The sequence below is a fragment of the Fictibacillus sp. NRS-1165 genome (assembly GCF_050468105.1).
Classification (GTDB): Bacteria; Bacillota; Bacilli; order Bacillales; family Fictibacillaceae; genus Fictibacillus_C; species Fictibacillus_C terrinigri.
On sequence record NZ_JBDPNU010000016.1, the window covers coordinates 35,724 to 60,640 of the forward strand.

Consider the following 24,917-nt stretch of genomic DNA (forward strand, 5'->3'; position numbering starts at 1 on the left):
ACCTCTTGGCTGCAAGGGGTTTTTTCATTTGTCGAAAATTAGCGGGCGAAAGATATTGACGTTTGAAATTTCACGCAATTATAATAAAGATACTTAATAAACAAAAATGTATAAAAAGTATAAAATCCAAGGAGGAACAATCATGAAGAAGGTAGTGATGATTACTGGAGCATCTCGAGGATTAGGAAAGGCGCTTGCTCTTTACTTTGCAAAGAAGGGGTTTAACTTAGCGATCTGTGCCCGAACAGAAGAGAAGCTGCTTAAAGTGAAAGAGGAGGCGGGAGCATACGGTGCCGACGTTCTGGCTGTAACGGCCGATGCTTCCCATGCGAGGGATGTTGAACGGTTCGTAGCGCTGACAGAAGACTATTTTGGACATATTGATGTTCTCATTAACAATGCCTCCATGCTCGGACCTAGCCCGATGCCATATTTACTCGATTACCCTGAAGAGGACTTTGCAGAAGTCATCCGGGTCAATTCCATTGGTCCGTTCCTGGTCACACGCAGAGTCCTGCCTGCCATGCTGCAGCGGAACAAAGGAAGCATCATCAATGTGACGTCCGAGGCCGGAAACGTAGGTTACGCTGGCTGGGGAGCCTATGGGATATCGAAGTTTGCCCTTGAAGGGCTGACAGAAACATGGGCAGACGAAGTATCCCAAACTGGAGTGCGGGTTAACATGGTAGATCCAGGGGAAATGGATACCGAAATGCACGCCCTTGCTGTACCGGACTGTGATTATGAGCTGGCTGATCCGAATGATCTGGTTCATGTATTTGGCTACCTTGCTTCCGAGGCTTCATCTAAAGTGAATGGAGCACGGTTCAGTGCTCAGGAATTCACGATGGAAGGGAGAGAAAGCTGATGAGTGCGGAAGCCCTTTCCTTTTTCCTCCCAGAGGAGTTAAATGCCAGCATGCCTCCAGAACGAAGGGGGCTGCGCAGGGATTATGTAAAAATGATGGTTATTGACAGAACTACCGGAGAGACCTCCCATAAACAGTTCTATCAGCTGGATCATTTTTTGAAAGCAGGAGATGTTCTTGTATTGAATGCAAGCCGAACAATTCCTGCTGTATTGCAGGGGGAGTTCGATGGCGGGACGGAGGTGGAAGTAAGGCTCGCACACAGGAAAAGTGAGAGGATATGGGAAGCCTTGATCCTCTCAAATCAAGTGAAGGCAGGGGATAGAATCAGTTTCTCATCGCTTTTATCCGCAGCTGTCTTAACTACAGAAAATGACAATCCATTTGCTGTCCTTGAATTTAATCTGTGCTGCTCGGATCTGTATGATCAAATCTATCAGATCGGCCAGCCGGTACGTTACGAATATATAAAAACACCGTGGGAACTGGATTACTATCAGACAGTGTTTGCGACCTCACCCGGATCTGTTGAAATGCCGTCTGCAGGCAGAGCGTTTAGCTGGGAGCTGCTTTTCCGGCTTCAGAAAAAGGGAGTGAAAATTGCCTATATCCAGCTGCATACGGGGTTAAGTTATTTAATGGATGATAAATGGCATGTAGAGCCGCGCGAGAATTTGGAAGAATACGTGATATCCGAAGAAACGGCACAGGCGGTTCAAAAGGCAAAGGTGAATGGCAATAAAGTAATTGCTGTTGGAACGACGGTGGTCCGTGCACTGGAGTCGGGTGCCGACCAAGAAGGCCGCATCACGGCGGTAAACGGATGGACGAATTTATATATTACTTCTGAAACCAAACTTCAAGTCGCAGACGGATTGATCACAGGCCTGCACGAGCCTGAGGCGAGCCATCTTGATCTGCTGTCTGCTTTTGTTTCTCCAGAGCGATTGAGGGTTTCATATGAAGAGGCCATCATCCACAAATACTTTTGGCATGAGTTTGGTGACATGAATCTGATCTTATAAGGCGGTAAAAACATGAAGGTCCATCATTACGGGATTTCAGTAAGAGATATGGATGCCGCATCGGAGTTCTATAAAAAAGCCTTGGGGATGAAGGAGCGGTTTCGATTCCATTGGATGGGTGAGCATCTATTATTCTTAGACAACGGGAGCATAAAAATTGAACTGGTGGAACGAATCGATGGAACGGATGAAGCTTCCCATATTGCTTACGTGACACACCATTTAGAAGGATTGGCGGACAGTCTCCGGGAGAGGGGAGTCTTGCCGTTAGAAGGCCCATATCAATTGGAGAACGGATGGCGTACCGTTTTTTATGAAGGGCGGTCTGGTGAAGTGATTGAGTTCGTGGAGGAATGAATGATAAGGCAAAAGGCCGGAGGTGAAAGGTTCCTCCGGTTTTTTTAATAAGAGTGATCCTGGGTATTATAAACTGTTATAAAGTAATCCCTCAAATAACTTTGTAAATTTTTTCAAAAGTGTTTCGGCATTCGCTGTTTTTGCTACAATAAAAGACAGCGGGCTAAAATCGCTAACAAGCCTTCACAATATGAGCGGAATGAGCACGGCTACGCTTAATACGCGCAATCGTGGCTGCTTTGGCTGATTTACGCGCCAATCCTCCCGAAATACGCGCCAAACCATATAACTGGCATCCCGGGAACATGAACGCCCATAATTTGCGTGACCGCAGAGATCTACTTACGGTACAATAATAGAAAAAAGCTTGGAATCATCTTACTAAGGAAGGTGTGAACATTATGGAGCAAAAAGCTAAAAAAGGGAATGAACTCTTCAGCTGGATCAAGTCTATCGTATTTGCTCTTGTCCTTGTCTATATCATTAAAACCTTTTTCTTCGCACCATACATGGTAGAAGGAGCATCCATGTCTCCGACGCTGCATAACCATGATAAATTATATGTGAATAAAATTATCTATTCGCTATCCGAACCGAAAATAGGAGATATCGTGATCATCAAAGGCACCGACAAGCGTTATGTAAAACGTGTAATCGGAGTGGAAGGCGACACGATTCAAGTCCACAGTGATAAGCTTTTGGTAAACGGCAAACAGGTGAAAGAACCGTACCTTTCTAAAAACAAAAAGGATGCACGAAGCCTTGGCGTGTATTTAACGGAAGACTTCGGCCCGATTAAAATTCCTAAAGGAAAAATCTTTGTAATGGGTGACAACCGCCTGAACAGCATGGATTCTAGAAATGGCCTGGGCCTCATTAACATCAGCTCAGTTGAAGGCCGCTCTGAAGTGGTCATCTATCCGTTCAAAGACATGCGACAAACAAAGTAAGCTCAAAAACCTGACCACAACGGCCAGGTTTTTTCCATTTTAAAGGTGCCAGGCACCCAGGAAAGGGAGTATAAAAGTGGATGAGACAATAAGATGCAAATGGAGCCGAGACAGTGAGCTGCTGACGGCCTATCATGATGAAGAGTGGGGACAGCCGGCCAAAGAAGACACAAAATTATTCGAGTGCCTAACGCTCGAGATGTTCCAAGCCGGCCTCAGCTGGAGAACCATTCTGCACAAGCGGGAGAATTTCAGAAAAGCATTCTGTCAGTTCCATATCGAGGGGGTCATGGCCTTCACAGAGGAGGATATTGAACGGCTGTTACAAAATGAAGGTATTGTCAGACACCGAAGAAAAATTGAAGCCACCATTGAAAATGCGCGAAGGTGTAATGCCCTGATTAAGGAGCACGGGAGCCTTTTGGCCTTTTTTGAGCAGCTGCCGGTGGATTCAATCGAGAAGCGAAAGGCGATCAAACAAACCTTCAAACATATCGGATTGACAACGGCGGAAAGCTTTTTGATGGCAACTGGAATGATGCCTCCACAACATGAAGAAACATGTCACCTCTACAAGCAGCAAGTAAAGGAAACGGCCAGATAAACAGAACCACCTCCACTGACATAATGTAACAGTGGAGGTGGTTTGAAGTGGCTTATCAAATATTTATTTCAGTTGGCCGCAAGCGGCTTGCGTTAACACAAAACGGGAAAACCATTAAACGATATCCAATAGCAGTGGGGAGGATGTTAAGCCCCACTCCGGTGGGAACGTACCAAATAATCAATAAAAAGCGCAATCCGGGCGGTCCTTTTGGTGCCATGTGGATGGGCCTCTCTGCGCCCCACTATGGCATCCATGGAACCAACAACCCGTCTTCCATCGGGAAAAATGTATCAAAAGGATGCATCAGAATGTTTAACAAAGATGTGCTCGAATTGTCCAGAATTGTCCCAGTTGGTACGAAAGTATATATTGGGAGATGAAAAAAGAGCCCTTTTAGAGCTCTTTTTAAAAACTTTTTAGGCCATACCGTTAGATGCTGGATTTTGATCATGAGCGTAGTATTGAACATTAGATGCAGGGTTTTGATCATGTGCAGATTTTTGGAAATTTCCAGGAGGGTTTTGATCATGGAAAAGAGACGCACCTCCTGCTACTATTACTCCTGTTAAAAGTAAAGATAATCCAAGCTTTTTCATATTTATTCCTCCGTGTTTTTAATAAATGTTCTTTCTAGAATTATTAGCAATTCTGTAATACTGACTTGCTTTCTTATATTGTGACTGTTCAAAGTACCAATCAGCAAGTAGTTCCGAATAAGAAGACACATATTCCCAGATATTCTTTCTCTCGAAGAAGGGAATAGCCTCTTTACTCATGAATGTTTCGAATTCTGGTGCCTTCATTCCCTCAAGCTTATATGATGTAATCCTTAAATGATAGTACAGGTCCTCATCTTTATTTCGATTTATTACTTCAAATCCTTTATCTATCCAATGTTTTGTTTCTTTATAATTATTTAATTTATAATATTCTTGTGCTAAAAGGAAAAATGTACTGGCTTTCCTTTCTGGCAAATCATTGTTTTTATGAAGTAAACTTTTTTTGAAAAAATCAATAGCTTTTAAATGTTCTTTGGTACATGAAGCGACATAACCTAAATTGTGATAGATTACTCCTGATGCGAAACTATCATTAAAAGGCAGCGAATATTTTAATGCTTGATTGAGGTGATACTCTGCTTCAGCATAATTATTTGCTCTCCTAAAGCTTATTGCAATTAATATTTGACAATCAGCACTCCTTGAAAAATTGTACTCTTTATCAAAGATGGTAAGAGCTTTATATGCATAAGTATTAACAGCACTAATCCGCATTAAATAACTGTAATTTAGAGCAATTAGATAATATAAAACAGCTATTTCAATTTCTTTAATACTAGTGTCAAGTTTGTTTAAATTTTCGGCTTTATGCAGATTTTGAACAGCAGTTTTGTAATTGCCGACAAGATTATAATACATCCCAGTAAACAAGTAATAATAAAATTTAAGTTCACTGCTTAATTGTTCATGAAGACTTTTTATTTTCTTTAAGTATTTAATAGCTAATTCTAAATTAGGTGGTTGGCTAATAAGGTAATATCTTATAAGAAATAATTCATATCTCAATATTATTTGGGGATCATGAACTATTTTTACCTTTTCTGTATTTTCCTTATAAAGCTTTTCCGCTTCTTCAAATCTACGGTTAACAATCATTAAATTCCACTCATTGAGCATTTCAAGGATCTCGTTGCTGTCGACTTCCTCAGCCGAAATACCTAAACGTTCACAAAGGAGATTAATGACTTCTTCACTGGATTTCGCATCCCCCTTCTCAATCTTGCTCAAATAGGATACAGAACAGATTCCCTGAGCCAGTTCTTCCTGGGTTAGGCCTTTGGTTTTCCTATAATATCTTATTCTTTGACCGACCATAAAATCCCCCTTTCCGAACTTGGGAAAATTGTCATGCTAACCCCCTACTCATCCAGTACCATTACTACTACTTTTCCCAATACATACCTACAGAATTGTCTGTTAAGATAAATATAACAGAAAATAATAAGTTTTTGCTAGAATTACACAATTTTAAAATTTAAATGACTTGACCGGATGGTAAGAAAGTTATAACCGGCCAAAAAAGAAATGGAGGAGAACATAATGGCGAAAATGTATACATTATCAGCAAAAGAATCAGACATCCAGAAGCTGCTTTATGTCTCGAATGATCCAGGTTTAGCCGGAAAGCCTTCCACCAACCACCTTGAGGATTCTACTCCATATACTGATGTGTTCATGGATAATCATAAAAATTACTGGTTTGCCAAAGCGGATGACACAAAACAGAAACGGCACACCATTTATATCTTTGACCATGAAAATGGCAGGCTCATCTCACATAAAGTCAACGGCCGACCGAATTTTTATGAGTTTGATGACAGTGTGGTCATCGCTTGTGAAGGTGATGGGTCAAAAGGCTCGCTCCTTATTTTCTCCAAGGAACAGCCTAAACTGATAAAAGAGTGGAAAGTGAACGGTTATCTGTGGGAAGTGGAGAAGAACCAGGGAGCCATCTATGTTTCCTGTTACATCGTCGAGGAAGATCAGGCCGTCCTGTACGTCATTAAAAACAATAAGAAAAAAAGAGTAAACTTGGGAAAGAATATAGCTCCTACCGATATCCTCTGCATTAAGGATGAGGTGTACATTTCAGCGGCTCCCATCCTAAATGGAGATCCGAAGAAAATTATTGTCTTGAACAGTAAAGAGAAAGTGGTAAGAGAATATCCGCTTAGCATATCACCGAGGACACTCTACCATGTAGAGGATGAGATCATGGTGTATGAATTGGACCTCGCCACAGGGAAAACAGAAAAAATCGTGTACGTTAACTTGCATACGGGGGAGCAGTTCACCCATGCCATTCCGAATTCACAAGTGGTGGAATGTACGAGCCGTTCCCTTTCTCTTTTGCAGCAAGACAGCAAGACTTTGTTTACGTGGGACCATACGAATCGCAAAATTGTGGAAAGCCGAAAGATTTCTTAAATCGAATACACATAATGTTCAATCCTGTGGTAGAGATACTGCAGGATTTTTTTGTACCCGGAAGAAGTGGTTAATGAAAGAAAGAATGGATCCGGACGGATATATTCTGGAGGTCGCTCATACGCCTCACATGAAACTATAAAAAGGGAGAAATGATATGGACAAGGTGTGGTACGGTGCAGCTGGTGTTTGCCGAAATGATAAAAATCAAATCGTCATGGTGCTGCAGGGGCAGAAGACAGAAGAAAAGAGATGGAGCGTTCCATCCGGACAAATTGAACCCGGGGAAACGTTTCAAGAGTGCTGTGCCCGGGAATTTTGGGAGGAAACAGGGTATTGGGCGAAGGACACCACCTCTTTATTAAAAAAGGGACCAGCTGCGGTGTTGAGGCTGAGGTCCATTGCTTTGAGGTGTCCATTCTATCAGGTATTCCGTCCATACAGGATCCTGATCAGCTAATCTATGCGATCGATTGGAAAACGGCTGAAGAAATCAGCCCTTTTCCAGAGGATCGACACGTTTTGATGGAGATGGCTGAACGGTCTTCTGTTTCTGATGTTAATGAGCTTTCTGCCTTGAAATACGCGTGATGGGAGGAGAAAAATGAGCAGGACAATTCGAATGGGTACGGTGGCTGATTTTCAAAATATTAAAGAATTAGTGGGGAATCCTGATAATTTAATGGACGAATGGTCAAAAGAACAATGGGTCTCCGCGCTGGAACGGGATGATGTAGGAGTGTTTGCTGCAGAAGAAGAGGGAGTGTTCCATGGTTATGCGGTGGTCAGGCTTAATAAAAAAGATCCGGTATCTTTAACAGAAAAGCCAAGAGCCCTCATTACCCATCTGTGTACGACGTCTGGGGAAGGCCAGCTGCGCCAGATGCTTGTTCAGCATTGTTTGGCCTGGGCGAGAAGAAAAGGTGCCAGGGATTTTGAAATGTAACAGGAGGACAGGAAGGGAGTGATCTCGTGAACCACCATTTTATAGAGAATTGGAACTGGTATGAAATTGAGACGATCGGAAAAAAAGAGGAAGCGGTCATGAAGATGGTTCACGAACTGCCGGATTGTGCTCGATGGATGAACGATATTAGTGAGGATACGACCAATTATTTACGTATTGAGAACCATGGCGAATCAGTCCTGAACGGCTGCCTGCTCTACGAGAGAGAAGACCTGGGAGAAGTTGAATACGACAACGATTTTTTTTACTTCTATGTAACGAAGAACTATTTTGTTACAGTGGGGCTGGACATTCAGAAGCTGAAGCGTATGGATAAGAAAGGCATGCTGGGACAGATGCATCAATGCGGGACGGCTGCAGAGGGCTTTTTTATTCTTCTGGGTGAGATATTGAACAATTATCTCGATGGAATTGATGAGTTTGAGCATAGGCTCAAAACGCTTCAGCGTGACTTGAAGAAAAATAACAACAAATATCTGTTGGATCGTATTTATGATCTGCGCGAGGAGCTATTGATATGGACAGACCTGACCATTCCAGTCGAGGAAATCAAACTGGCAGCGGAAGAGGCGTTTTTAGATGGCATTACAGAAACAAAAGAATTTAGGAGAACAAGTGTAAGGATTGACCGAACACTGAATTTGATCCGCCACTACAAACAGGATATTGATACAATGATTAACCTTGAGGAGGTACTTTCATCGCATCGGGGAAACGAGATCATGAAGACGCTGACGGTGATGACCGTCATCTTCACGCCAGGTATGATGCTTGGATCGATCTGGGGCATGAATTTCAAAAACATGCCGGAGCTTGATTGGAAAACAGGCTATTTCTGGGCGCTCGGTCTTATCGGTTTATCCATCCTTAGTATATACCTGTGGCTGAGGATGAAGGGATGGACAGGAGACCTTCTCGAGAGCCGCAGCAAAAAGCACCGTTTTAAATAAATACACCCCTTCGGAAAAATTAAGATAAACATTCGCCGCAATCCTCCGATAGAAAAAAAGAATTTGTCTGCTTTTGTCGACGGTTAAACCTATCGGAAAAAAATTTCAATTAAAAACCAACAAACTTACCATTAATAGTAGGATATTTCGTTCGAACAGTTATAGGGAGTATGTAGACGGGAGTTGTCAGCGGCGAATGAAGAAAATTTTTCAAACCCTTTTGTCCTTAAGTTTGGTTTCAGGAATTCTGGCACCAGCTTTGCCTGCGCACGCCAGCATGCAGGAAGCACCGCAAGTGAAAAGCAAGACCGCCATCCTGATTGATCAGAAAACAGGCAACGTTCTTTATAATAAAAAGGACAGCAAGAAGATGTATCCTGCGAGCATTACCAAGATTGTAACTGCCATCCTTGCCATCGAGTCCGGTAAGATGGATGAAATGGTAACAGTGAGCAGGGACGCCACCCTTACAGACGGCACAAGGGTTTATTTATCCGAGGGGGAACAGCTTCCGTTAAGAAAGCTTGTCGAAGGGATGATGGTAAACTCCGGGAATGACGCAGCGGTAGCCATCGCAGAGTATCTTGCAGGAGACATACCTTCATTTGCCGATCAGATGAACGAATTTGCAAAAAAGGCGGGAGCAGTCCATACCCATTTTGTAACGCCTAATGGATTATATGATCCTGAACACTATACGACGGCAGAGGACATGGCCAAGATTACGCAGGTCGCCATGAAAAATAAAGAATTTCAAAGAATTGTAAGTATAAAAAATCTCCCCTGGCATGTAAAAGGGTGGGATACGACGCTCGTCAATCACCATCGTCTTCTTTGGGATTACCCGGGAGTAACAGGTGTCAAAAACGGGTATGTCAGTCAAGCGAAGCATACGCTGGTGACTTCCGTTTCGAGAAATGGAATGGATTTCATTGCGGTGGTCTTAAAGGCACCATCTTCCAAGGCTGCCTACAGAGATACCATTTCGCTTTTTGAGTATGGATTCACACACTTTCAGAGGCAAAAGCTTTCCAAAGGAACGAAGATTGAGGACAGCACTGGAAAAGAACATGCATTGAAAAAAGATCTTGAATTTACCCTGCCCATGGGAGAGCATTATACAAAAAAGGTTTTTTCAAATGGGGATTTAAGGGTGCAGGACGGTAATGGCAAAGAATTGGCCACAGTAAAGCTGTTCCATCCAAGTCCCAAGAAGGCCACCAGCAGAATGGCTTCAAGCACGGCTCAAAAAGTAAAAGAAATAACGCCGCTGCAATTAACTACAAGAACAGCAGTCTTCTTTTACAGTCTTTTTCTGCTTCTTGTTTCGTGTATGGTTATCGTTCGCATGAGGAAGAAAAAGAGAAAAGCACAGCGGATGAAGAGGCTGTCCAAGAATTATACGTATGTTAAATGACACCTTCTTTGGACAGGTAAGCCGAAAGAGATATAATAGAAGAAAAAATAAGGGTGCTGATAGGTGGGTTTTATGGATATCAATACGAAAATCAGGATACTCGTTGTAACGGTGTTTCTTTTGCTGATGATGACAGCCATTCTGTCGCTCGGCAATTGAAAAAATATAGCGTGAGTCGATCAAAAGAGAGGACAACCTCTCTTTTTTTACGATGAAAGTGTGACTGGTTGAACATTGTAGTAGCTAATGATGACACTTTGTATATTGTCCATTCCACTTTTGCAGTGCCGGAAGAAAAGGCAGAAGAAGTGATCAGCATATATAAGAACAGATCTCGGCGTGTAGATGAGGCAAAAGGGTTTCAAAATTTCCTGCTGCTTCAAAAACGACAAAAGCCCTGGTGAAATTACCGTCCAATTAACGTTTGATACGAAAGAGCGTTATTTAAGGGTGGGTAAGAAGCCAGGAGTTTAAAGAGATTCATGAAATGGAGAAAAAATACCCCGACCAGGAACTGGCAGGCATTGTTCCTGCGGTCCGGCAATAACACCATGTCCTCAAGCACTCTATTGTTCTGATCCTTTTTTATGCAGACCACATGTCCATTTGTCATTGTCGGAGTGAAGCCAGAACATGCGAGACAAATGAACGAGCTACATGCAGATGCGGATTTCTCTTTCTTGTCGACACTGCAGGAGGCGATGAAAAAGTATCTATAAAAAAGACACCAGTAAGGAAGTAAAATCCCTTCTTGGTGTCTTTTCGTTTTTTTTACCGGTATTTATGCTTTCGTACGAACGCCATTAAAATGGGAGCGAGTGCAGCACCGGCGATGAGGCCGAATAGATGGCCGTATATGTTGATTCCTTCCGTAGTAAATGTGGTGATCAAGCTGAAGATGAGGACGACAAGCAAAATCTGACGATTGCCGGCGCCCAAGTATTCTTTGCGTGCATACATCAAATAAAGATAGATGCCGAACAGGCCGAAAATGGCGCCTGATGCTCCGATATGCGCAAAGTTAAGGGGAAGGATAAGATAGGTTGCCAGATCTGCCAGGATCCCGGCCCCCATATAACCGATCAAAAATTTCCCTTTGCCGAGAATCCTCTCGAGGGCAGGACCGAAAATGACAAGGGAAAATGTATTAAACAGCATGTGGGTAAGACTTACGTGTGTAATAATCGGTGTAGCAAGGCGCCAATATTCTCCCTGTGAGATGTAATAGTTAGAGCCCGCGAAATAATAATAGAGAAACTCTGCCTGCGGCCCAATATTAAGCAGGAGAAAAATGATCAAATGAAGAGCTGTTATGATGGAAACAACAGGATAAAGCCTGATGAACGTCTTAAAATTTTCCTCCCTGACAAACAACCAGCATCACCACCTGTATGTAGTATATTTATCTTAGCACAACGGCAATACAAATAAGAACTATGAAAAGCGGCAAGAAAGGATGCACTGATGATTATTGGCACGGGAATTGACATTGTGGAGATAGAACGGATCGGAAAGGCCTGCCAAAAGCAAGCCCGGTTTCCACGCAGGATCCTCACGGAGAATGAGCTGAAAACATTTGGCCTTTTAAAAGGAAGGAGGCAGGCGGAATTTCTTGCAGGGCGTTTTGCGGCCAAAGAGGCCTATGCAAAGGCAATGGGTACAGGAATCGGAAAGCATCTGTCATGGCAGGATATCGAAGTAACTAAAAATGATAACGGAAAGCCCGTCATATTGGGCACATCAGATCAAATCATCCATCTTTCCATCTCGCATTCCAGGGAGTTTGCGGTGGCCCAGGTCGTGGTGGAGGCTCCTCCGGAGTAAGAAGTGATTTTTCAAGGCTCGTCATGCTAGTCTGCATATTGTCCCATCTGCCCACATATATTGTAATGCGGTCGGGAAGGACATCCTGTTTGCTTGTTTGAGCGGTTAAATGCAGGATGCCCTTCCTTTGTAAAATAAAGGGCAAAGGGGATAAGAACATGAAGAAGACACTGTCAATCACCTTGATGGCGTTTCTATTCATATTCGGATTGGCGGGCTGCGGAGCGAAAAGCCAGGAAGATGTAGTAACGTCGCTGGATAAGAAGATGGAGGAAATGACGGGATACAAAGCCGATGCCGTCATGACGCTGAATACGGGCGAGAAGCCGATTCGATATCAGCTGGAAGTGTGGCATAAGAAACCGAACTTCTATCGTGTAAATCTAAAAAACGCGAAGAAGGATCAAAGCCAGATGATTTTAAGGAACAAAGAAGGTGTCTTCGTATTAACGCCTGCCCTGAATAAAAGTTTCAGGTTCCAAAGCGACTGGCCGGAAAATAACAGCCAGGTGTATTTGTTCGAATCGCTGGCAGCAGATATCCTGAATGACACAGACAGAGGGTTCAAAGCCAAGGAAAATTCGTATGTCTTCCATACAAAAACAAACTATCAAAACAAAAACCTGTATCAGCAGGAAATTACGCTCAATAAGGACTTGGCGCCACAAAAGGTAAGGGTCATGGATAAGGATGCCAAGGAACTGGTAAAGCTCCAATTCTCCAACGTAAAGTTTAATGCGAAGTTTGATAAAGGCGCTTTTGATATGGAAACCAACATGACAGGCGCTCAGCTGGAGCTGCCGGCAATGAGCCAGTCGAGCAGCCCAAAAGCAATGGAAGTCCTGTATCCGAAATACAGCGGCCCAGGGAATATTGAATTAACGAACGAAAAAGAAGTCACCTTGGCCGATGGAAAAAAGGTGATTCTAAGTTTTACTGATGAAAACAATAAAAAATCCTTTACACTGATCGAAAGTAAACATGAAGCGGTACAGACAGCCGCAGGGAAACCGGAAAGGCTGACGATGCCAGGAGGAGAACCGGTCGATCTTGGCTACACGGTGGGCGCCATGAATGATAAATCCATTTCATGGACGTATAAGGGAGTGAACTTTTTCCTCGCATCCAACTCACTTGGCCAGGAAGAACTGATGGCGATCGCCCGCTCTGTGTCTGCACAAGGATCAAAATAATAGCAAATAAAGAGCATGGCTGATTTCGCACTTTGTGAATCAGCCTTTTTTATTCTGTATTAGCCCTTACGAAAATGGAGGGTTTGCTGTAGAATAACGAATAGATGATTTTCTAATGGAAGAACTTAGAGATAGTACAGATAGATGGGACGGATTTGTTTGGATACTCGGGAGTTTTACAGAGACACTTGGGCAGAGGTTGATCTGTCCTGCATAAGGGATAATATTCGATCATTCAGCGGCCTTCTGGCAGATGGAACTGAAATTATGGCTGTCGTTAAAGCGGACGGCTATGGACATGGGGCATTGCCTGTCGCCCTTGCCTCACTTGATGCCGGAGCCTCCTATCTGGCGGTAGCATTGCTGGATGAAGCTCTGTCTCTTCGACAACAAGGCATCGAGGCGCCGATTCTCGTACTCGGCCGGACAAGACCGGAAGATGCACCGCTCGCCGCAGAATATCATATTTCCCTAACCGTTTTTCAGGAAGACTGGGTGGAGGAGGCTTCTGCCCGGCTTCAAGGACAGGAGAAGGTCAATCTTCACCTTAAAATTGATACAGGAATGGGGCGGATTGGAACGAGGGAAGAGGAGGAAACGAAACGTCTCGCTTTAAGAATAGAGAACGATCCTCAGTTCTGTCTTGAAGGCGTGTTTACGCATTTTGCAACGGCAGATGAACTGGAATCCGATCTGGTAGACAAACAATTTCAAAGGTTTGACAAGAGTCTGGAATGGGTTCGCCAAACAGGTGCATCGCCGTCCCTCGTCCATTGCGGAAACAGCGCGGCTTCACTAAGGTTTCCTGAGAGACTATTTAATATAGTAAGAATCGGAATCTCGATGTACGGACTTGCACCTTCACCAGAACTAAAGAGCGTGCTGCCTATTCCATTGAAGGAAGCCTTCTCACTTCACACACGGCTTGTTCATGTGAAAAAAGTTCAGCCGGGAGATACGATAAGTTATGGAGCAGCGTATACCGCCAAAGAAGAAGAGTGGATCGGCACCCTTCCGATCGGTTATGCTGACGGCTGGATGAGGCGTTATGCCGAGAACGGGCACGCATTGGTCCGGGGAGAGAGGGTTCCGTTTGCAGGAAGGATCTGTATGGATCAATGCATGATCCGGCTTCCTTATGAAATGGAGGCAGGCGAGCTGGTGACGCTGATCGGCCGCCAGGGGGACGAGAAGATTGCTATAGATGATCTTGCGGCGCAAATCGGTACGATAAACTACGAAATTCCCTGTTTAATTACAGGCCGTGTACCCCGTATTTATAAAAAGTAAGGTCGAATTTTATAAAAAATGAATGTAATTTTAAATTTTTAGCAGAATATTAGCAGGACTATTAAAAAACTTGAAGAATATTTACTCTGAAATCGTTTTGCAAACCCTTATCTGAAGTGATAAGATTATATTTGGTTAAGAATGATCGTAGCAAATTGCTGAAATGCTTTGCTCTGGAGGTGTAGGTGTGTCCGAATTGGCTAACACAAAGAGGATTGTAATTAGTCTTCCTCAACAGATTATCAATGAGGTAGACCGAATGATTAAGAATGAGAATTTGGACCGCAGCGAATTTATACATCAAGCAACAAAGATGTATATCCGCGAGAAGAAGAAACGTCACATTCGTGAATCTATGAGACAGGGTTATATGGAAATGGCAAAAATCAATTTGAACATTGCATCAGAAGCCTTTCTTTTAGAGGAGGAAGCTGAAATTACCTTAGACCGCTTAGTTAGCGGGGTGTAGCCAGTTGATCGTTAAACGCGGAGACGTTTACTTTGCAGATCTTTCCCCGGTTGTCGGATCGGAACAAGGGGGAATCAGGCCGGTCTTGATCATTCAAAATGATATCGGTAACCGATTTAGTCCTACTGTTATTGTCGCAGCCATAACCGCTCAAATCCAAAAGGCGAAACTGCCGACGCATGTGGAGATCAATGCGAAGAAGTACGGATTCGAACGGGATTCTGTCATCTTGCTGGAGCAAATTCGTACGATAGATAAACAAAGGCTGACCGACAAAATTACGCATCTTGATGATGAGATGATGCGTCGCGTTGATGAAGCGTTACAAATTAGTCTTGGTCTTATTGACTTTTAAAAAAACTGCCGTTTCTCCTTGGGAATTGGCAGTTTTTTTCATTGGGAATCATTTACTTCCGAAAAATGCACAGCTTTTGGGTATTGCGGGCGAACTATATAGCAAAAGATTGCAAGAATGAGTGAGAAATGGAATAATAAACATAGTGTACCGATGCCGATCATAAGGGGGTATAGGATGAACGCGGCCATCATCAATATTATTAAAAATAACCGCAATGAAATAGATAAGCTTTGGTCCAGAGAGCTTGATGCTTTCAAAAGTCAGACAAGCATAATGACACCCCATATGTATAGTCAGCTGAACAACGAATTTTTATCTTTGCTCATCCATCATATCAGCCATGGGGATATTTCAGCAGATGGAACATTGGAACGTTTTTTCGATAAAGTACTGCGGTCAAACATGTCTCTTGAATATTTGACACAGGGTCTTCAGTCTTTCCGCAGGATCATTCTGGAGATGATCTTTCAGGAAGAAAACCTTGAAAAGGATACCGCAGTAGATATATATAGGGAACTCGACCGCTGGATGGATCCTATTTTACATTCAATGGTTCAAAATTCTTCTCAGATATGGGAGCGGACCGTTTCCATTCAAAAATCAGCGTTGCTCGAATTATCAGCACCGCTTATTCCGGTATTCCAGAACATCAGTGTCATGCCGCTGATCGGAACCATTGATACCGAACGTGCAAAACGGATCATGGAGAATTTGCTTGAAGGCGTTATTCAATACCGTTCTGAAGTAGTTCTTATTGATATTACTGGCGTCCCCGTTGTCGATACAATGGTGGCTCACCATATCATCCAGGCAGCCGATGCAGTCAGGCTTCTTGGCTCCACTTGTATTCTGGTAGGGATCAGGCCGGAAATTGCACAGACGATTGTAAGTCTCGGCATTGATTTAAGCTTATTCCCTACAAAAAGCACATTGCAAAAAGGGATGGAAAGAGCTCTGGAAATCACAAACCAACAAATCGTTAAAGAAAAATAGGGAGTGGGGAAAATGAGAATTCCTATTTTGAAACTGCATGAGTATCTTCTTATTACGATTCAAGTAGAGCTCGACGATCAGACAGCTCTACAGTTTCAGGAAGATCTTCTGAATAAAATTCATGACACCGGCGCAAAAGGTGTAGTTATTGACCTGACTTCCGTAGATATGATCGATTCCTTTATCGCAAAAGTACTGGGAGATGTCGTCCGCATGTCAAAACTGATGGGAGCGCAAGTCGTTCTGACTGGTATTCAGCCCGCGGTAGCCATTACTTTGATTGATCTGGGGATTTCGATGAGAGAGGTTCCAACAGCACTTGATCTTGAACAAGGGCTTGATAAATTGCGACTGGAACTGGAGGGATGAGCATGGACATCCAATCCTGTGTAGAGGTTTGCAATGAATGGGATATCGTCAGTGCCCGGCAGTTAGGCAGAAACATGGCAAAAGAACTGGGGTTTGGCAATGTGGACCAGGCTCGTATTACGACCGCCATTTCTGAGTTAGCCCGTAATATTTATTTGTACGCCGGCAACGGAAAGATTTGCCTCGAGCCTGTAGAACAGATGGGAAGAAAAGGGCTCCGCATCATCGCCGTGGATAACGGCCCTGGAATCCGGGACATCCGCAAGGTTATGGAGGATGGATATACGACTTCTGGCGGACTGGGTGCTGGACTCCCTGGAGTGAAGCGTTTAATGGACGAGTTCTCCATTGATTCTACGCTTGACAGCGGGACGGAAATCCTTGCGACGAAGTGGCTTCGTTAGGAGGGGTTTTAAATGAACGACAGAGAAATGATCATCGATCGATATAAAGACTTGCTGACTACCTATCTTAAAGGGAAAAGCGAGACTGCATTATATAAAGGCCAGCAATTTAGCAGGAAACTGATTGAGCAGCAGATCTCACCCGATGACGTGATCAGCCATCACGTGAATGTGCTGAGTGAACTTTTCCCCGACATGTCAGAAGGAATGAGGGATTCCTTTGATTTTCTTCTGGAAGTCATGATCGGATATGGGTTCGCATATCGGGAGCATCAGAGTTTAAGGACCCGTCAGCGCCAGCTTGAATCGGAAATAGAAGTGGCGGCGAGCATGCAGCAAACCCTTCTGCTCAGCGATGTGCCTGACGTGGACTCTCTGGATATCGGGGTGATCAGCGTCCCGGCCAAGAAGATGAACGGTGATTACTTTAATTTTGTGAAAGACGATAAATCAATCAGCGTTGCAGTGGCAGATATTATCGGCAAGGGGATTCCGGCTGCGCTCTGCATGTCCATGATCAAATATGCCATGGACAGTCTGCCTGAGCAGCGGATGCAGCCTAACCTGCTGCTTGAAAATTTAAATAGAGTTGTGGAACAAAACGTGCATCCTAACATGTTTATCACTATGTTGTATGGGCTTTATGACACAGATGTCCATAAGTTTTATTTTGCCGGTGCGGGACACGAACCTGGCTTTTTTTATAAAGCGGCGAATGATAAGTTTGAGGACATGTTTGCCAAAGGGCTCGTTTTGGGTGTTTCCCGTACAACGAAATACAAGGAATTTGAAAAGCAGGTCGACCCGGGTGATATGATCATTCTGCTTTCTGACGGTGTGACAGAGTGCCGCACCAGCAAAGGATTTATTGAAAGAGATGAAATCGTCGGCTTGATTCGTGAGAATATGCATAAGCCTGCACAGGAAATCGTGGACTGTGTGTTTGCAGAGCTTGAGAGACTTCAGGAATTTGAACTACGAGATGACTTTACACTTATTATTTTAAAAAGAAGGGTTTGACCGTTTTTCGAAAAGGGTAAATAATTTTATGGGTTTATGATAATATCCTGGGGGGAAAAAGATGAATCTGCAAATCAAACATGAAGAGAACAATGGAATTCATTATTTATTACTAGCCGGAGAAGTAGACGCGTACACTGCACCAAAGCTAAAAGAAGTGCTGGTTCCTCTGACTGAGGTGGAAAATGTGCAAATCATCATCGATCTTCAGCACATTGAGTATATGGATAGCACTGGGCTTGGGATTTTCGTCGGAGCTTTAAAGTCGACCAAAAAGAACGAAAGCACGTTAAAGCTGCGCGGAATGACGGACCGAGTGAGACGCTTGTTTGAAATTACCGGCCTGACTGAGGTTATGGATATAGACAATGAGGTAAAGGGGGAGGCCAGATGAATAAAGCCTCTGATTTTATCGAAATGACCGTACCCGCCAAACCCGACTATGTCGGAGTGGTGCGTCTGACGATATCTGGTATTGCCAACCGGATGGGTTTTGCTTTTGATGAAATAGAAGATATTAAAATCGCTGTTTCAGAAGCCTGTACGAATGCAGTGAATCATGCGTACACGGAGTCAGAAAAAGGACAAATCCGAATTGGCTGTGGCGTATACGATGACCGGCTCGAAATTATGGTTGTGGACCATGGGAAGAGTTTCGATTATGATGATGTGAACGAATCACTCGGACCTGTTGAAGGAAAATCCGTAGAACAATTGAACGAAGGAGGTCTGGGCCTCTTCCTAATTGAATCATTGATGGATAAAGTGGAAATCAGCGGTGAAGCGGGTGTAATCGTAATGATGACGAAGTATCTTCACAGAGATGAGGTGGAGGAAAATGTCGACAGGACCTCACCAGCACCTACACAATAAAGAGGAAGTTTATCAGTGGATAGATGAGCTTCAGAACGACCCGCAAAACGAAATTCTGCAAACGAAACTCGTGCAGCAGTACCAAGATCTTGTCCATTCTCTTGCACGGAAGTTTTCAAAGGGAAAAAGCATTCATGATGATTTAGTTCAGGTCGGCATGATCGGACTGCTTGCTGCACTCCGCAGATATGATCCCGACTTTGGCCGTTCGTTTGAATCTTTTGCCGTTCCAACCATCATTGGTGAAATCAAACGGTTTATCCGGGATAAAACCTGGAGTGTACACGTACCGAGACGAATTAAAGAGCTTGGGCCGCGTATTAAAAAAGCCGTAGAAGAATTGACGAACCAGCTTCAGCGATCACCGAAAATCCAGGAAATTGCCGATTACCTGGAGGTTACGGAGGAGGAAGTGCTGGAGACGATGGAGATGGGCAAAAGCTACCAGGCTCTTTCGGTCGACAGTTCCATTGAAGCCGATCAGGAAGGAAGCACGGTAACTTTGCTTGACCTCGTCGGGTCACAGGATGCGGGCTTTGATCAGATAGATAAAAGGATGCTCTTACAGAAGGCTTTTGCCGTTCTTTCTGAAAGAGAACAAGAGATATTGAAATGTACGTACTTTGAAAATTTAAGCCAGAAAGAAACAGGAGAAAGGCTTGATATTTCACAAATGCATGTTTCTCGCTTGCAACGGAGAGCACTTGAAAAACTTCGGGAAGCAATTCGCGTTGAACCATCGGAGGCTTTAAAATGATCCAGGACTATTCCTATGACAAAATAGCTGTCTCTTCTTTTCAAAAGCCTAAGAATGGGAATGATTTATGCGGAGATAGTTTTTATGTCACGGAAACCCGTGATTATTTTATTTGTGCAGTCGCGGATGGACTGGGGAGCGGAAGTATGGCGAAAATGGCTTCTCAGGCCGCTGTTACTGCAGTTGAGCAGAATCATCAATTAGATGTTGAGTCGCTCATGCAGGTGTGTAACGAGGAACTGAGGGGAACGCGCGGAGCGGTTCTTTCCATCTTTAAGATCGATTTCCAGCAGCGAACGGTCTATTATGCCGGCATCGGAAATATTCGGTTTATGATGGCAGGGAAAGACCGCAAGCTGATTTATCCCCTTCCAACTGTAGGTTTTCTTTCCGGGAAACCGCAGAAGTTCCGAATCCAGCAATTTCCTTTCGATGATCAGACCGCTTTTATTATTTATTCTGATGGAATGGAAATTCACACACAAAGCCGTATCATCTTGACGAACATGGTTTCGCCCAAAGAGTCTGCGGCTTATCTTGGAAACTTATCTCAAAAATTAATTGATGATGCTACCTGTCTCGTGGGAAAAGTATCACATGCATGATTGAAGCCGAGCATTGTGTCTCGGCTTTTTTTTGTGGTATTTAGGATGGATCTTCATATACTAATTGAAAAGGGGTGATGTGTGTTGAATCCTGGTTTTTGGATTTGGATTGCCCTTGGTCTGATTGCTTTTTACTACGTTGTACGTTACGTCAGCGTGGCCAAAAGAACAGAAATTGTTTTGGAAAGCCCGTCTGTCAGCCGCCAATATCGTTCCACTCATGCATCCCGCGTCATAGAGGAAGAGGAGATTGAGCACCTGTAAAAACAGGTGCCTTTTTTATTGCCTCGCTCACGTTTTCTTAAAACGATGGGAAAGTGTTAAACTAGAAGAGTACACGATATTTTTACAGTAATGAAAGGGGTACTTCTATTGGAAGGAACAATCGAAAAAGCGGATATTGGCTATTCGGAAATTGCAAAAGAAATCGGGATCAAACAAAAACAAGTCGTAAACGTGATCGATTTATTAAAAGACGGAAATACGGTCCCCTTTATTGCCAGGTACCGAAAAGAGCTGACAGGCGGACTGGATGAAGTTCAAATCAAAGAAATCATGGATAGATGGCATTATTCCGAAAACCTGAAGGAACGCAAAGAGGAAGTACTTCGTCTGATCGGTGAACAGGGAAAACTGACGGATGATCTGGCTGCATCCATTACAAATGCAAAAAAACTTCAGGAAATCGAAGACCTTTATCGCCCCTACAAGCAAAAGCGAAGAACCCGTGCGACTGTGGCAAAAGAAAAAGGGCTTGAGCCTTTGGCTGATTGGCTGATGAGCCAGCCTTGGCAAGGCAATGTGCTGGAGAAGGCCGGAGAGTTTTTGTCTGAAGAAAAAGAAGTACATACACCGGAAGAAGCCATAGCGGGTGCACAGGATATCATTGCAGAACAGCTGTCAGATGATGCTTCCATCCGAACCTGGATCAGAGAACTGACGTTTAAGGAAGGAAAACTTCAGACATCGCTAAAGAAAAATGGCGAGGATGAGAAAAAAGTATATGAAATGTATTATGAATACAGCGAGCCCGTTCAAAAGATCGTTCCGCACCGTATTCTTGCCGTAAATCGCGGGGAAAAGGAAGACGTTTTAAAGGTGGATATCGAATCTCCTTCAGAGAAGATCATTGAACGGCTTTACCGAAGTGTGATCAAAAAATCATCCTCTCCGGCTGTTCCATACTTAAAAGAGGCCATTGAAGACAGCTATCGAAGACTGATTGCTTCTTCCATTGAACGCGATATACGCAATGAACTTACAGATAAGGGCGAGGAACAGGCGATCCATATTTTTTCCGAGAACTTGAGGAACCTTCTTCTTCAATCCCCTTTAAAGGGAAGAATGGTGCTAGGGGTTGACCCTGCTTACCGGACAGGCTGCAAGCTTGGTGTGGTGGACGAGACGGGCAAAATGATTCATATACAGACGATCTATCCTACTCCGCCAAGATCAGAAGTGCAAAAATCCGAGGCAGTGGTCAAGGAGCTGATCAAAAAATACGGCATCCATGTCATCGCGATCGGAAACGGAACCGCATCCAGAGAAACAGAGCAATTTATTGCTCATACGATTAAAAGCACTGAGGGGCCTGTTTCCTACATCATAGTAAACGAAGCGGGTGCCAGTGTTTATTCAGCCTCTGCAATCGCAAGGGAGGAGTTTCCGGAATTGCAAGTCGAGGAACGAAGTGCGATCTCCATCGCCCGGCGTCTGCAGGACCCGCTGGCCGAACTCGTGAAGATCGATCCTAAGTCTGTTGGGGTAGGGCAGTATCAGCATGATGTTTCACAAAAACGCCTCAACGAATCGTTAACCTTTGTCGTCGAAACAGCGGTTAACCAAGTGGGTGTGAATGTGAATACCGCTTCCTCATCCCTTCTTCAATATGTAGCAGGCTTGTCCAAAACGGTGGCGCAGAACATAGTAAAGGCGAGAGAGGAAAAGGGGAAATTCGAAAAGCGGGAAGAACTCAAGAAAATACCGAGACTCGGAGCGAAAACCTATGAGCAGTGTATCGGATTTTTACGCATTCCTGACGGAAAGAATCCACTTGACCAAACGGCGATTCACCCTGAGAGCTATAAAGAGACACTGCAGCTGCTGAAAGAAATGGATAGCTATGTGAAGGATATCGGTTCGGATGGTTTAAAGTCCAAGCTGAAAACCATCGATATAAAATCAATGGCAGCCAAATTAAACATTGGGGAACCGACACTTCAAGATATCATTGATGGTTTATTGCGGCCTAACCGGGATGTTCGTGAGGAATTATCGAAGCCGCTCCTGAAAACCGATGTATTAAAGCTGGAAGATCTGCAAAAAGGAATGGAGCTTGAAGGAACGGTCCGTAACGTCGTGGACTTTGGTGCTTTTGTAGATATTGGCGTGAAGCAGGATGGACTGGTGCATATTTCTAAACTGGCTAAACGCTTTGTGAAGCATCCTATGGATGTCGTCAGTGTCGGCCAGGTCGTAACCGTATGGGTCGACAGCGTCGACCTTGCAAAAGGCAGAGTGGCGCTTACTATGCTGCCGCTGGAAGCCCAGTAAGACTGCTGAGCGGATCAGGGCAGACTTTTGCTTTCAGTCGTACAGTTTTTTTGGTTATAAAAAAACCAGCATTGATTCAAAAGACGGATCTGATAACGGTCCTTTTGATAGTAGGCTTTTCTAAGTTGCTTCTTAAACCATGTAGGCATAGACAAAACCTCCACTTATTCAAGCGTGATTTAGTCTATGTCTCATGGCTTGTTGATGTGACCAACTTTTTGCGTTCAGGAGGAATAAGAAAAAGAAATGGAACAATCGGAACTTCAGCTTCTTGTTGAACAAATATCACAGGATTCCTTTCATAAGCCCTTTCGGCATACCGCCCGCTTTAACGGCCGGCTAAGAACCACGGGCGGACGCTATCTGCTGAGATCGCATGATATCGAGATCAACCCCAAGCAGCTGAGTGAATTCGGCATTGACGCGCTGACCGGCATCATTAAACATGAGCTGTGCCATTACCACTTGCATATAGAAGGAAGGGGATATAAACACCGGGACCCTGAATTCAAACAGCTTCTTCACAAGGTAGGCGGGCTTCGGTATTGCGAAACCCTGCCAGGAACCAGAAACGTCCAGGCGTATAAGTATCTCTATTTATGTTCAGACTGCCATCAGCAATACAGGCGCCAGCGCAAGGTCAATACCGCTAAATATGTATGCGGCAAATGCAGAGGAAAATTGATTTTAACTTAAAGTCAAAAAAAAGTATTGACCGGCAAGTCCGATCTGTGTTAGATTAATAAAGTCGCTGAAAGACATCTTGTCCTTACATAGACAAAATAAAATTTTAAAAAAGCTATTGACTTTTGAGGCTAAACAAAGTATGATATTAAATGTCTCAAAAACACATTCCACAGTAGCTCAGTGGTAGAGCTATCGGCTGTTAACCGATCGGTCGTAGGTTCGAGTCCTACCTGTGGAGCCATATTTTAGAGAAGTACCCAAGTGGCTCAAGGGGCTCCCCTGCTAAGGGAGTAGGTCGCTAACGCGGCGCGAGGGTTCGAATCCCTTCTTCTCTGCCATGTGTGGCCCGTTGGTCAAGCGGTTAAGACACCGCCCTTTCACGGCGGTAACACGGGTTCGAATCCCGTACGGGTCACCAAACGATTTTCTTACAAAACTAACATAACGGACTCGTGGTGTAGCGGTTAACATGCCTGCCTGTCACGCAGGAGATCGCCGGTTCGATCCCGGTCGGGTCCGCCATTTTTCTTAACTATATAAACATCATGATTATTGGGCTATAGCCAAGTGGTAAGGCAACGGACTTTGACTCCGTCACTCGTAGGTTCGAATCCTGCTAGCCCAGCCATCTTCATGAGCCATTAGCTCAGTCGGTAGAGCATCTGACTTTTAATCAGAGGGTCGAAGGTTCGAGTCCTTCATGGCTCACCATCTTAAATACAGCAACACAAACACACATGCGGGTGTGGCGGAATTGGCAGACGCGCTAGACTTAGGATCTAGTGTCTTATGACGTGGGGGTTCGAGTCCCTTCACCCGCACCATTTATTTAAAACTTTAATTGCTTTTGCGGTCGTGGCGGAATGGCAGACGCGCTAGCTTGAGGGGCTAGTGGGGGCAACCCCGTGGAGGTTCGAGTCCTCTCGACCGCACCAAAAGCTTCTTATAAACATTTAAATACAGAAACAAATAAATGCGCCCTTAGCTCAGCTGGATAGAGTGTTTGACTACGAATCAAAAGGTCGGGAGTTCGAATCTCTCAGGGCGCGCCATAACGGGAAGTGGCTCAGCTTGGTAGAGCACCTGGTTTGGGACCAGGGGGTCGCAGGTTCAAATCCTGTCTTCCCGACCATCTTTGCGCGGGTGTAGTTTAGTGGTAAAACAAGAGCCTTCCAAGCTCTGGTCGTGAGTTCGATTCTCATCACCCGCTCCATTTTATTTTTTTGGGCCTATAGCTCAGCTGGTTAGAGCGCACGCCTGATAAGCGTGAGGTCGATGGTTCGAGTCCATTTAGGCCCACCATTTTTTAAGGGCTATGTACTTGACATCCGCTCTTGCAATGGATATAATGAGAAAGTTACGCTAACAACGCACAAATGTTCTTTGAAAACCAA

At 44.1% G+C, this 24,917-nt stretch carries 30 protein-coding genes, 12 tRNA genes and 2 pseudogenes; 40 read left to right on the forward strand and 4 right to left on the reverse strand.

What is annotated here, in order from left to right:
• Nucleotides 1–142: 142 nt before the first annotated feature.
• From ABHN01_RS06255 to ABHN01_RS06280, 6 genes are all read left to right on the forward strand, one after another.
• Nucleotides 143–868, forward strand: a complete 726-nt coding sequence (locus ABHN01_RS06255) for an SDR family NAD(P)-dependent oxidoreductase (RefSeq protein ID WP_429874848.1) — start codon at nt 143–145, stop codon at nt 866–868.
• Nucleotides 868–1,893: an S-adenosylmethionine:tRNA ribosyltransferase-isomerase gene (locus ABHN01_RS06260; RefSeq protein ID WP_429874849.1), complete on the forward strand. Its 1,026-nt coding sequence runs from the start codon at nt 868–870 to the stop codon at nt 1,891–1,893. The genes ABHN01_RS06255 and ABHN01_RS06260 overlap by 1 nt, the downstream gene beginning before the upstream one ends.
• A gap of 12 nt (nt 1,894–1,905) precedes the next feature.
• Nucleotides 1,906–2,250 (forward strand): VOC family protein, encoded by a 345-nt coding sequence (locus tag ABHN01_RS06265; protein WP_429874850.1) that lies wholly within the window; start codon nt 1,906–1,908, stop codon nt 2,248–2,250.
• Nucleotides 2,251–2,651: 401 nt separating this feature from the next.
• Nucleotides 2,652–3,200, forward strand: coding sequence for a signal peptidase I (gene lepB / locus ABHN01_RS06270; RefSeq protein ID WP_429874851.1), 549 nt, complete (start codon nt 2,652–2,654; stop codon nt 3,198–3,200).
• 76 nt (nt 3,201–3,276) lie between these two features.
• On the forward strand, nt 3,277–3,804 hold the full coding sequence (locus tag ABHN01_RS06275; RefSeq protein ID WP_429874852.1) for a DNA-3-methyladenine glycosylase I: 528 nt from the start codon (nt 3,277–3,279) through the stop codon (nt 3,802–3,804).
• A gap of 59 nt (nt 3,805–3,863) precedes the next feature.
• A complete protein-coding gene (locus ABHN01_RS06280) occupies nt 3,864–4,187 on the forward strand; it encodes a L,D-transpeptidase (protein ID WP_429874870.1) in 324 nt (107 codons plus the stop codon).
• A gap of 36 nt (nt 4,188–4,223) precedes the next feature.
• Here ABHN01_RS06280 and ABHN01_RS06285 read toward each other — a convergent pair whose 3' ends face one another.
• The gene (locus ABHN01_RS06285; RefSeq protein WP_290402226.1) at nt 4,224–4,403 is read right to left on the reverse strand and encodes a hypothetical protein; all 180 of its coding nucleotides are present in this window, start codon (nt 4,401–4,403) and stop codon (nt 4,224–4,226) included.
• Between the two features lie 18 nt (nt 4,404–4,421).
• Nucleotides 4,422–5,681 carry a helix-turn-helix domain-containing protein gene (locus tag ABHN01_RS06290; protein WP_429874853.1) on the reverse strand — a complete coding sequence of 420 codons (1,260 nt, stop codon included), beginning with the start codon at nt 5,679–5,681 and terminating at the stop codon, nt 4,422–4,424.
• A gap of 225 nt (nt 5,682–5,906) precedes the next feature.
• Between ABHN01_RS06290 and ABHN01_RS06295 the strand changes: the two genes are divergently transcribed.
• The 6 genes and pseudogenes from ABHN01_RS06295 (at nt 5,907) to ABHN01_RS06320 (ending at nt 10,675) form a co-directional block, all read left to right on the forward strand.
• Nucleotides 5,907–6,794, forward strand: a complete 888-nt coding sequence (locus ABHN01_RS06295) for a hypothetical protein (RefSeq protein WP_290402228.1) — start codon at nt 5,907–5,909, stop codon at nt 6,792–6,794.
• Between the two features lie 157 nt (nt 6,795–6,951).
• Nucleotides 6,952–7,385 (forward strand): annotated as a pseudogene (locus ABHN01_RS06300) (NUDIX hydrolase).
• A 13-nt stretch (nt 7,386–7,398) separates the two neighbouring features.
• Nucleotides 7,399–7,740, forward strand: coding sequence for a hypothetical protein (locus tag ABHN01_RS06305; protein ID WP_429874854.1), 342 nt, complete (start codon nt 7,399–7,401; stop codon nt 7,738–7,740).
• 26 nt (nt 7,741–7,766) lie between these two features.
• Nucleotides 7,767–8,711: a magnesium transporter CorA family protein gene (locus ABHN01_RS06310; protein ID WP_429874855.1), complete on the forward strand. Its 945-nt coding sequence runs from the start codon at nt 7,767–7,769 to the stop codon at nt 8,709–8,711.
• Nucleotides 8,712–8,907: 196 nt separating this feature from the next.
• The gene (locus ABHN01_RS06315) at nt 8,908–10,128 is read left to right on the forward strand and encodes a D-alanyl-D-alanine carboxypeptidase family protein (RefSeq protein ID WP_429874856.1); all 1,221 of its coding nucleotides are present in this window, start codon (nt 8,908–8,910) and stop codon (nt 10,126–10,128) included.
• A gap of 257 nt (nt 10,129–10,385) precedes the next feature.
• Nucleotides 10,386–10,675: pseudogene (locus ABHN01_RS06320) on the forward strand (antibiotic biosynthesis monooxygenase family protein).
• Nucleotides 10,676–10,899: 224 nt separating this feature from the next.
• On the opposite strand, the gene ABHN01_RS06325 reads toward ABHN01_RS06320, so the two are convergent.
• Entirely contained in the window at nt 10,900–11,502 is a 603-nt protein-coding gene (locus tag ABHN01_RS06325) for a rhomboid family intramembrane serine protease (protein WP_429874857.1), read from the reverse strand.
• A gap of 90 nt (nt 11,503–11,592) precedes the next feature.
• Here ABHN01_RS06325 and acpS point away from each other — a divergent pair, with 90 nt between their 5' ends.
• The 15 genes from acpS (at nt 11,593) to ABHN01_RS06400 (ending at nt 22,836) form a co-directional block, all read left to right on the forward strand.
• A complete protein-coding gene (gene acpS, locus ABHN01_RS06330; RefSeq protein WP_429874858.1) occupies nt 11,593–11,952 on the forward strand; it encodes a holo-ACP synthase in 360 nt (119 codons plus the stop codon).
• A 158-nt stretch (nt 11,953–12,110) separates the two neighbouring features.
• On the forward strand, nt 12,111–13,145 hold the full coding sequence (locus ABHN01_RS06335; RefSeq protein WP_429874859.1) for a LolA family protein: 1,035 nt from the start codon (nt 12,111–12,113) through the stop codon (nt 13,143–13,145).
• A gap of 159 nt (nt 13,146–13,304) precedes the next feature.
• The gene (gene alr / locus ABHN01_RS06340; protein WP_429874860.1) at nt 13,305–14,435 is read left to right on the forward strand and encodes an alanine racemase; all 1,131 of its coding nucleotides are present in this window, start codon (nt 13,305–13,307) and stop codon (nt 14,433–14,435) included.
• Nucleotides 14,436–14,622: 187 nt separating this feature from the next.
• Nucleotides 14,623–14,904 carry a CopG family ribbon-helix-helix protein gene (locus tag ABHN01_RS06345; RefSeq protein WP_053356092.1) on the forward strand — a complete coding sequence of 94 codons (282 nt, stop codon included), beginning with the start codon at nt 14,623–14,625 and terminating at the stop codon, nt 14,902–14,904.
• A 4-nt stretch (nt 14,905–14,908) separates the two neighbouring features.
• Nucleotides 14,909–15,259, forward strand: a complete 351-nt coding sequence (gene ndoA / locus ABHN01_RS06350; RefSeq protein WP_007200228.1) for a type II toxin-antitoxin system endoribonuclease NdoA — start codon at nt 14,909–14,911, stop codon at nt 15,257–15,259.
• A 177-nt stretch (nt 15,260–15,436) separates the two neighbouring features.
• Complete coding sequence (locus ABHN01_RS06355; RefSeq protein WP_429874861.1) at nt 15,437–16,255, forward strand: STAS domain-containing protein; 819 nt, start codon at nt 15,437–15,439, stop codon at nt 16,253–16,255.
• Between the two features lie 12 nt (nt 16,256–16,267).
• Nucleotides 16,268–16,624, forward strand: coding sequence for an STAS domain-containing protein (locus ABHN01_RS06360; RefSeq protein WP_007200230.1), 357 nt, complete (start codon nt 16,268–16,270; stop codon nt 16,622–16,624).
• Between the two features lie 2 nt (nt 16,625–16,626).
• Complete coding sequence (locus tag ABHN01_RS06365) at nt 16,627–17,028, forward strand: anti-sigma regulatory factor (protein ID WP_290402238.1); 402 nt, start codon at nt 16,627–16,629, stop codon at nt 17,026–17,028.
• A 12-nt stretch (nt 17,029–17,040) separates the two neighbouring features.
• Entirely contained in the window at nt 17,041–18,048 is a 1,008-nt protein-coding gene (locus tag ABHN01_RS06370) for a PP2C family protein-serine/threonine phosphatase (RefSeq protein ID WP_429874862.1), read from the forward strand.
• Between the two features lie 61 nt (nt 18,049–18,109).
• A complete protein-coding gene (locus ABHN01_RS06375) occupies nt 18,110–18,442 on the forward strand; it encodes an STAS domain-containing protein (protein ID WP_290402240.1) in 333 nt (110 codons plus the stop codon).
• Nucleotides 18,439–18,921: an anti-sigma B factor RsbW gene (gene rsbW / locus ABHN01_RS06380; RefSeq protein WP_429874863.1), complete on the forward strand. Its 483-nt coding sequence runs from the start codon at nt 18,439–18,441 to the stop codon at nt 18,919–18,921. The genes ABHN01_RS06375 and rsbW overlap by 4 nt, the downstream gene beginning before the upstream one ends.
• Nucleotides 18,887–19,678 (forward strand): RNA polymerase sigma factor SigB, encoded by a 792-nt coding sequence (gene sigB, locus ABHN01_RS06385; RefSeq protein ID WP_429874864.1) that lies wholly within the window; start codon nt 18,887–18,889, stop codon nt 19,676–19,678. Before rsbW ends, sigB begins: the two co-directional genes overlap by 35 nt.
• Nucleotides 19,675–20,283: a PP2C family serine/threonine-protein phosphatase gene (locus ABHN01_RS06390; RefSeq protein ID WP_290402243.1), complete on the forward strand. Its 609-nt coding sequence runs from the start codon at nt 19,675–19,677 to the stop codon at nt 20,281–20,283. Before sigB ends, ABHN01_RS06390 begins: the two co-directional genes overlap by 4 nt.
• 84 nt (nt 20,284–20,367) lie before the next feature.
• Nucleotides 20,368–20,547 (forward strand): hypothetical protein, encoded by a 180-nt coding sequence (locus ABHN01_RS06395; protein ID WP_429874865.1) that lies wholly within the window; start codon nt 20,368–20,370, stop codon nt 20,545–20,547.
• Between the two features lie 108 nt (nt 20,548–20,655).
• Nucleotides 20,656–22,836, forward strand: coding sequence for a Tex family protein (locus tag ABHN01_RS06400; protein ID WP_429874866.1), 2,181 nt, complete (start codon nt 20,656–20,658; stop codon nt 22,834–22,836).
• 14 nt (nt 22,837–22,850) lie between these two features.
• On the opposite strand, the gene cmpA is transcribed toward ABHN01_RS06400, so the two are convergent.
• Nucleotides 22,851–22,985, reverse strand: coding sequence for a cortex morphogenetic protein CmpA (cmpA, locus tag ABHN01_RS06405; RefSeq protein ID WP_290402246.1), 135 nt, complete (start codon nt 22,983–22,985; stop codon nt 22,851–22,853).
• Nucleotides 22,986–23,082: 97 nt separating this feature from the next.
• Between cmpA and ABHN01_RS06410 the strand changes: the two genes are divergently transcribed.
• The 13 genes from ABHN01_RS06410 to ABHN01_RS06470 all read left to right on the forward strand — a co-directional run bounded on the left by ABHN01_RS06410 (nt 23,083) and on the right by ABHN01_RS06470 (nt 24,825).
• On the forward strand, nt 23,083–23,532 hold the full coding sequence (locus ABHN01_RS06410; protein WP_429874867.1) for a SprT family protein: 450 nt from the start codon (nt 23,083–23,085) through the stop codon (nt 23,530–23,532).
• A gap of 157 nt (nt 23,533–23,689) precedes the next feature.
• A tRNA-Asn gene (locus tag ABHN01_RS06415) sits at nt 23,690–23,764 on the forward strand.
• Between the two features lie 6 nt (nt 23,765–23,770).
• Nucleotides 23,771–23,861: transfer RNA gene (locus ABHN01_RS06420), tRNA-Ser, on the forward strand.
• 5 nt (nt 23,862–23,866) lie between these two features.
• Nucleotides 23,867–23,941: transfer RNA gene (locus ABHN01_RS06425), tRNA-Glu, on the forward strand.
• 28 nt (nt 23,942–23,969) lie between these two features.
• A tRNA-Asp gene (locus tag ABHN01_RS06430) sits at nt 23,970–24,045 on the forward strand.
• Nucleotides 24,046–24,076: 31 nt separating this feature from the next.
• Nucleotides 24,077–24,151, forward strand: a tRNA-Gln gene (locus tag ABHN01_RS06435).
• Between the two features lie 7 nt (nt 24,152–24,158).
• A tRNA-Lys gene (locus ABHN01_RS06440) sits at nt 24,159–24,234 on the forward strand.
• Nucleotides 24,235–24,262: 28 nt separating this feature from the next.
• Nucleotides 24,263–24,347: transfer RNA gene (locus ABHN01_RS06445), tRNA-Leu, on the forward strand.
• Nucleotides 24,348–24,372: 25 nt separating this feature from the next.
• Nucleotides 24,373–24,458: transfer RNA gene (locus tag ABHN01_RS06450), tRNA-Leu, on the forward strand.
• A gap of 40 nt (nt 24,459–24,498) precedes the next feature.
• Nucleotides 24,499–24,575, forward strand: a tRNA-Arg gene (locus ABHN01_RS06455).
• A gap of 3 nt (nt 24,576–24,578) precedes the next feature.
• Nucleotides 24,579–24,655, forward strand: a tRNA-Pro gene (locus ABHN01_RS06460).
• A 7-nt stretch (nt 24,656–24,662) separates the two neighbouring features.
• Nucleotides 24,663–24,736, forward strand: a tRNA-Gly gene (locus ABHN01_RS06465).
• Nucleotides 24,737–24,748: 12 nt separating this feature from the next.
• Nucleotides 24,749–24,825, forward strand: a tRNA-Ile gene (locus tag ABHN01_RS06470).
• Nucleotides 24,826–24,917: the final 92 nt, after the last annotated feature.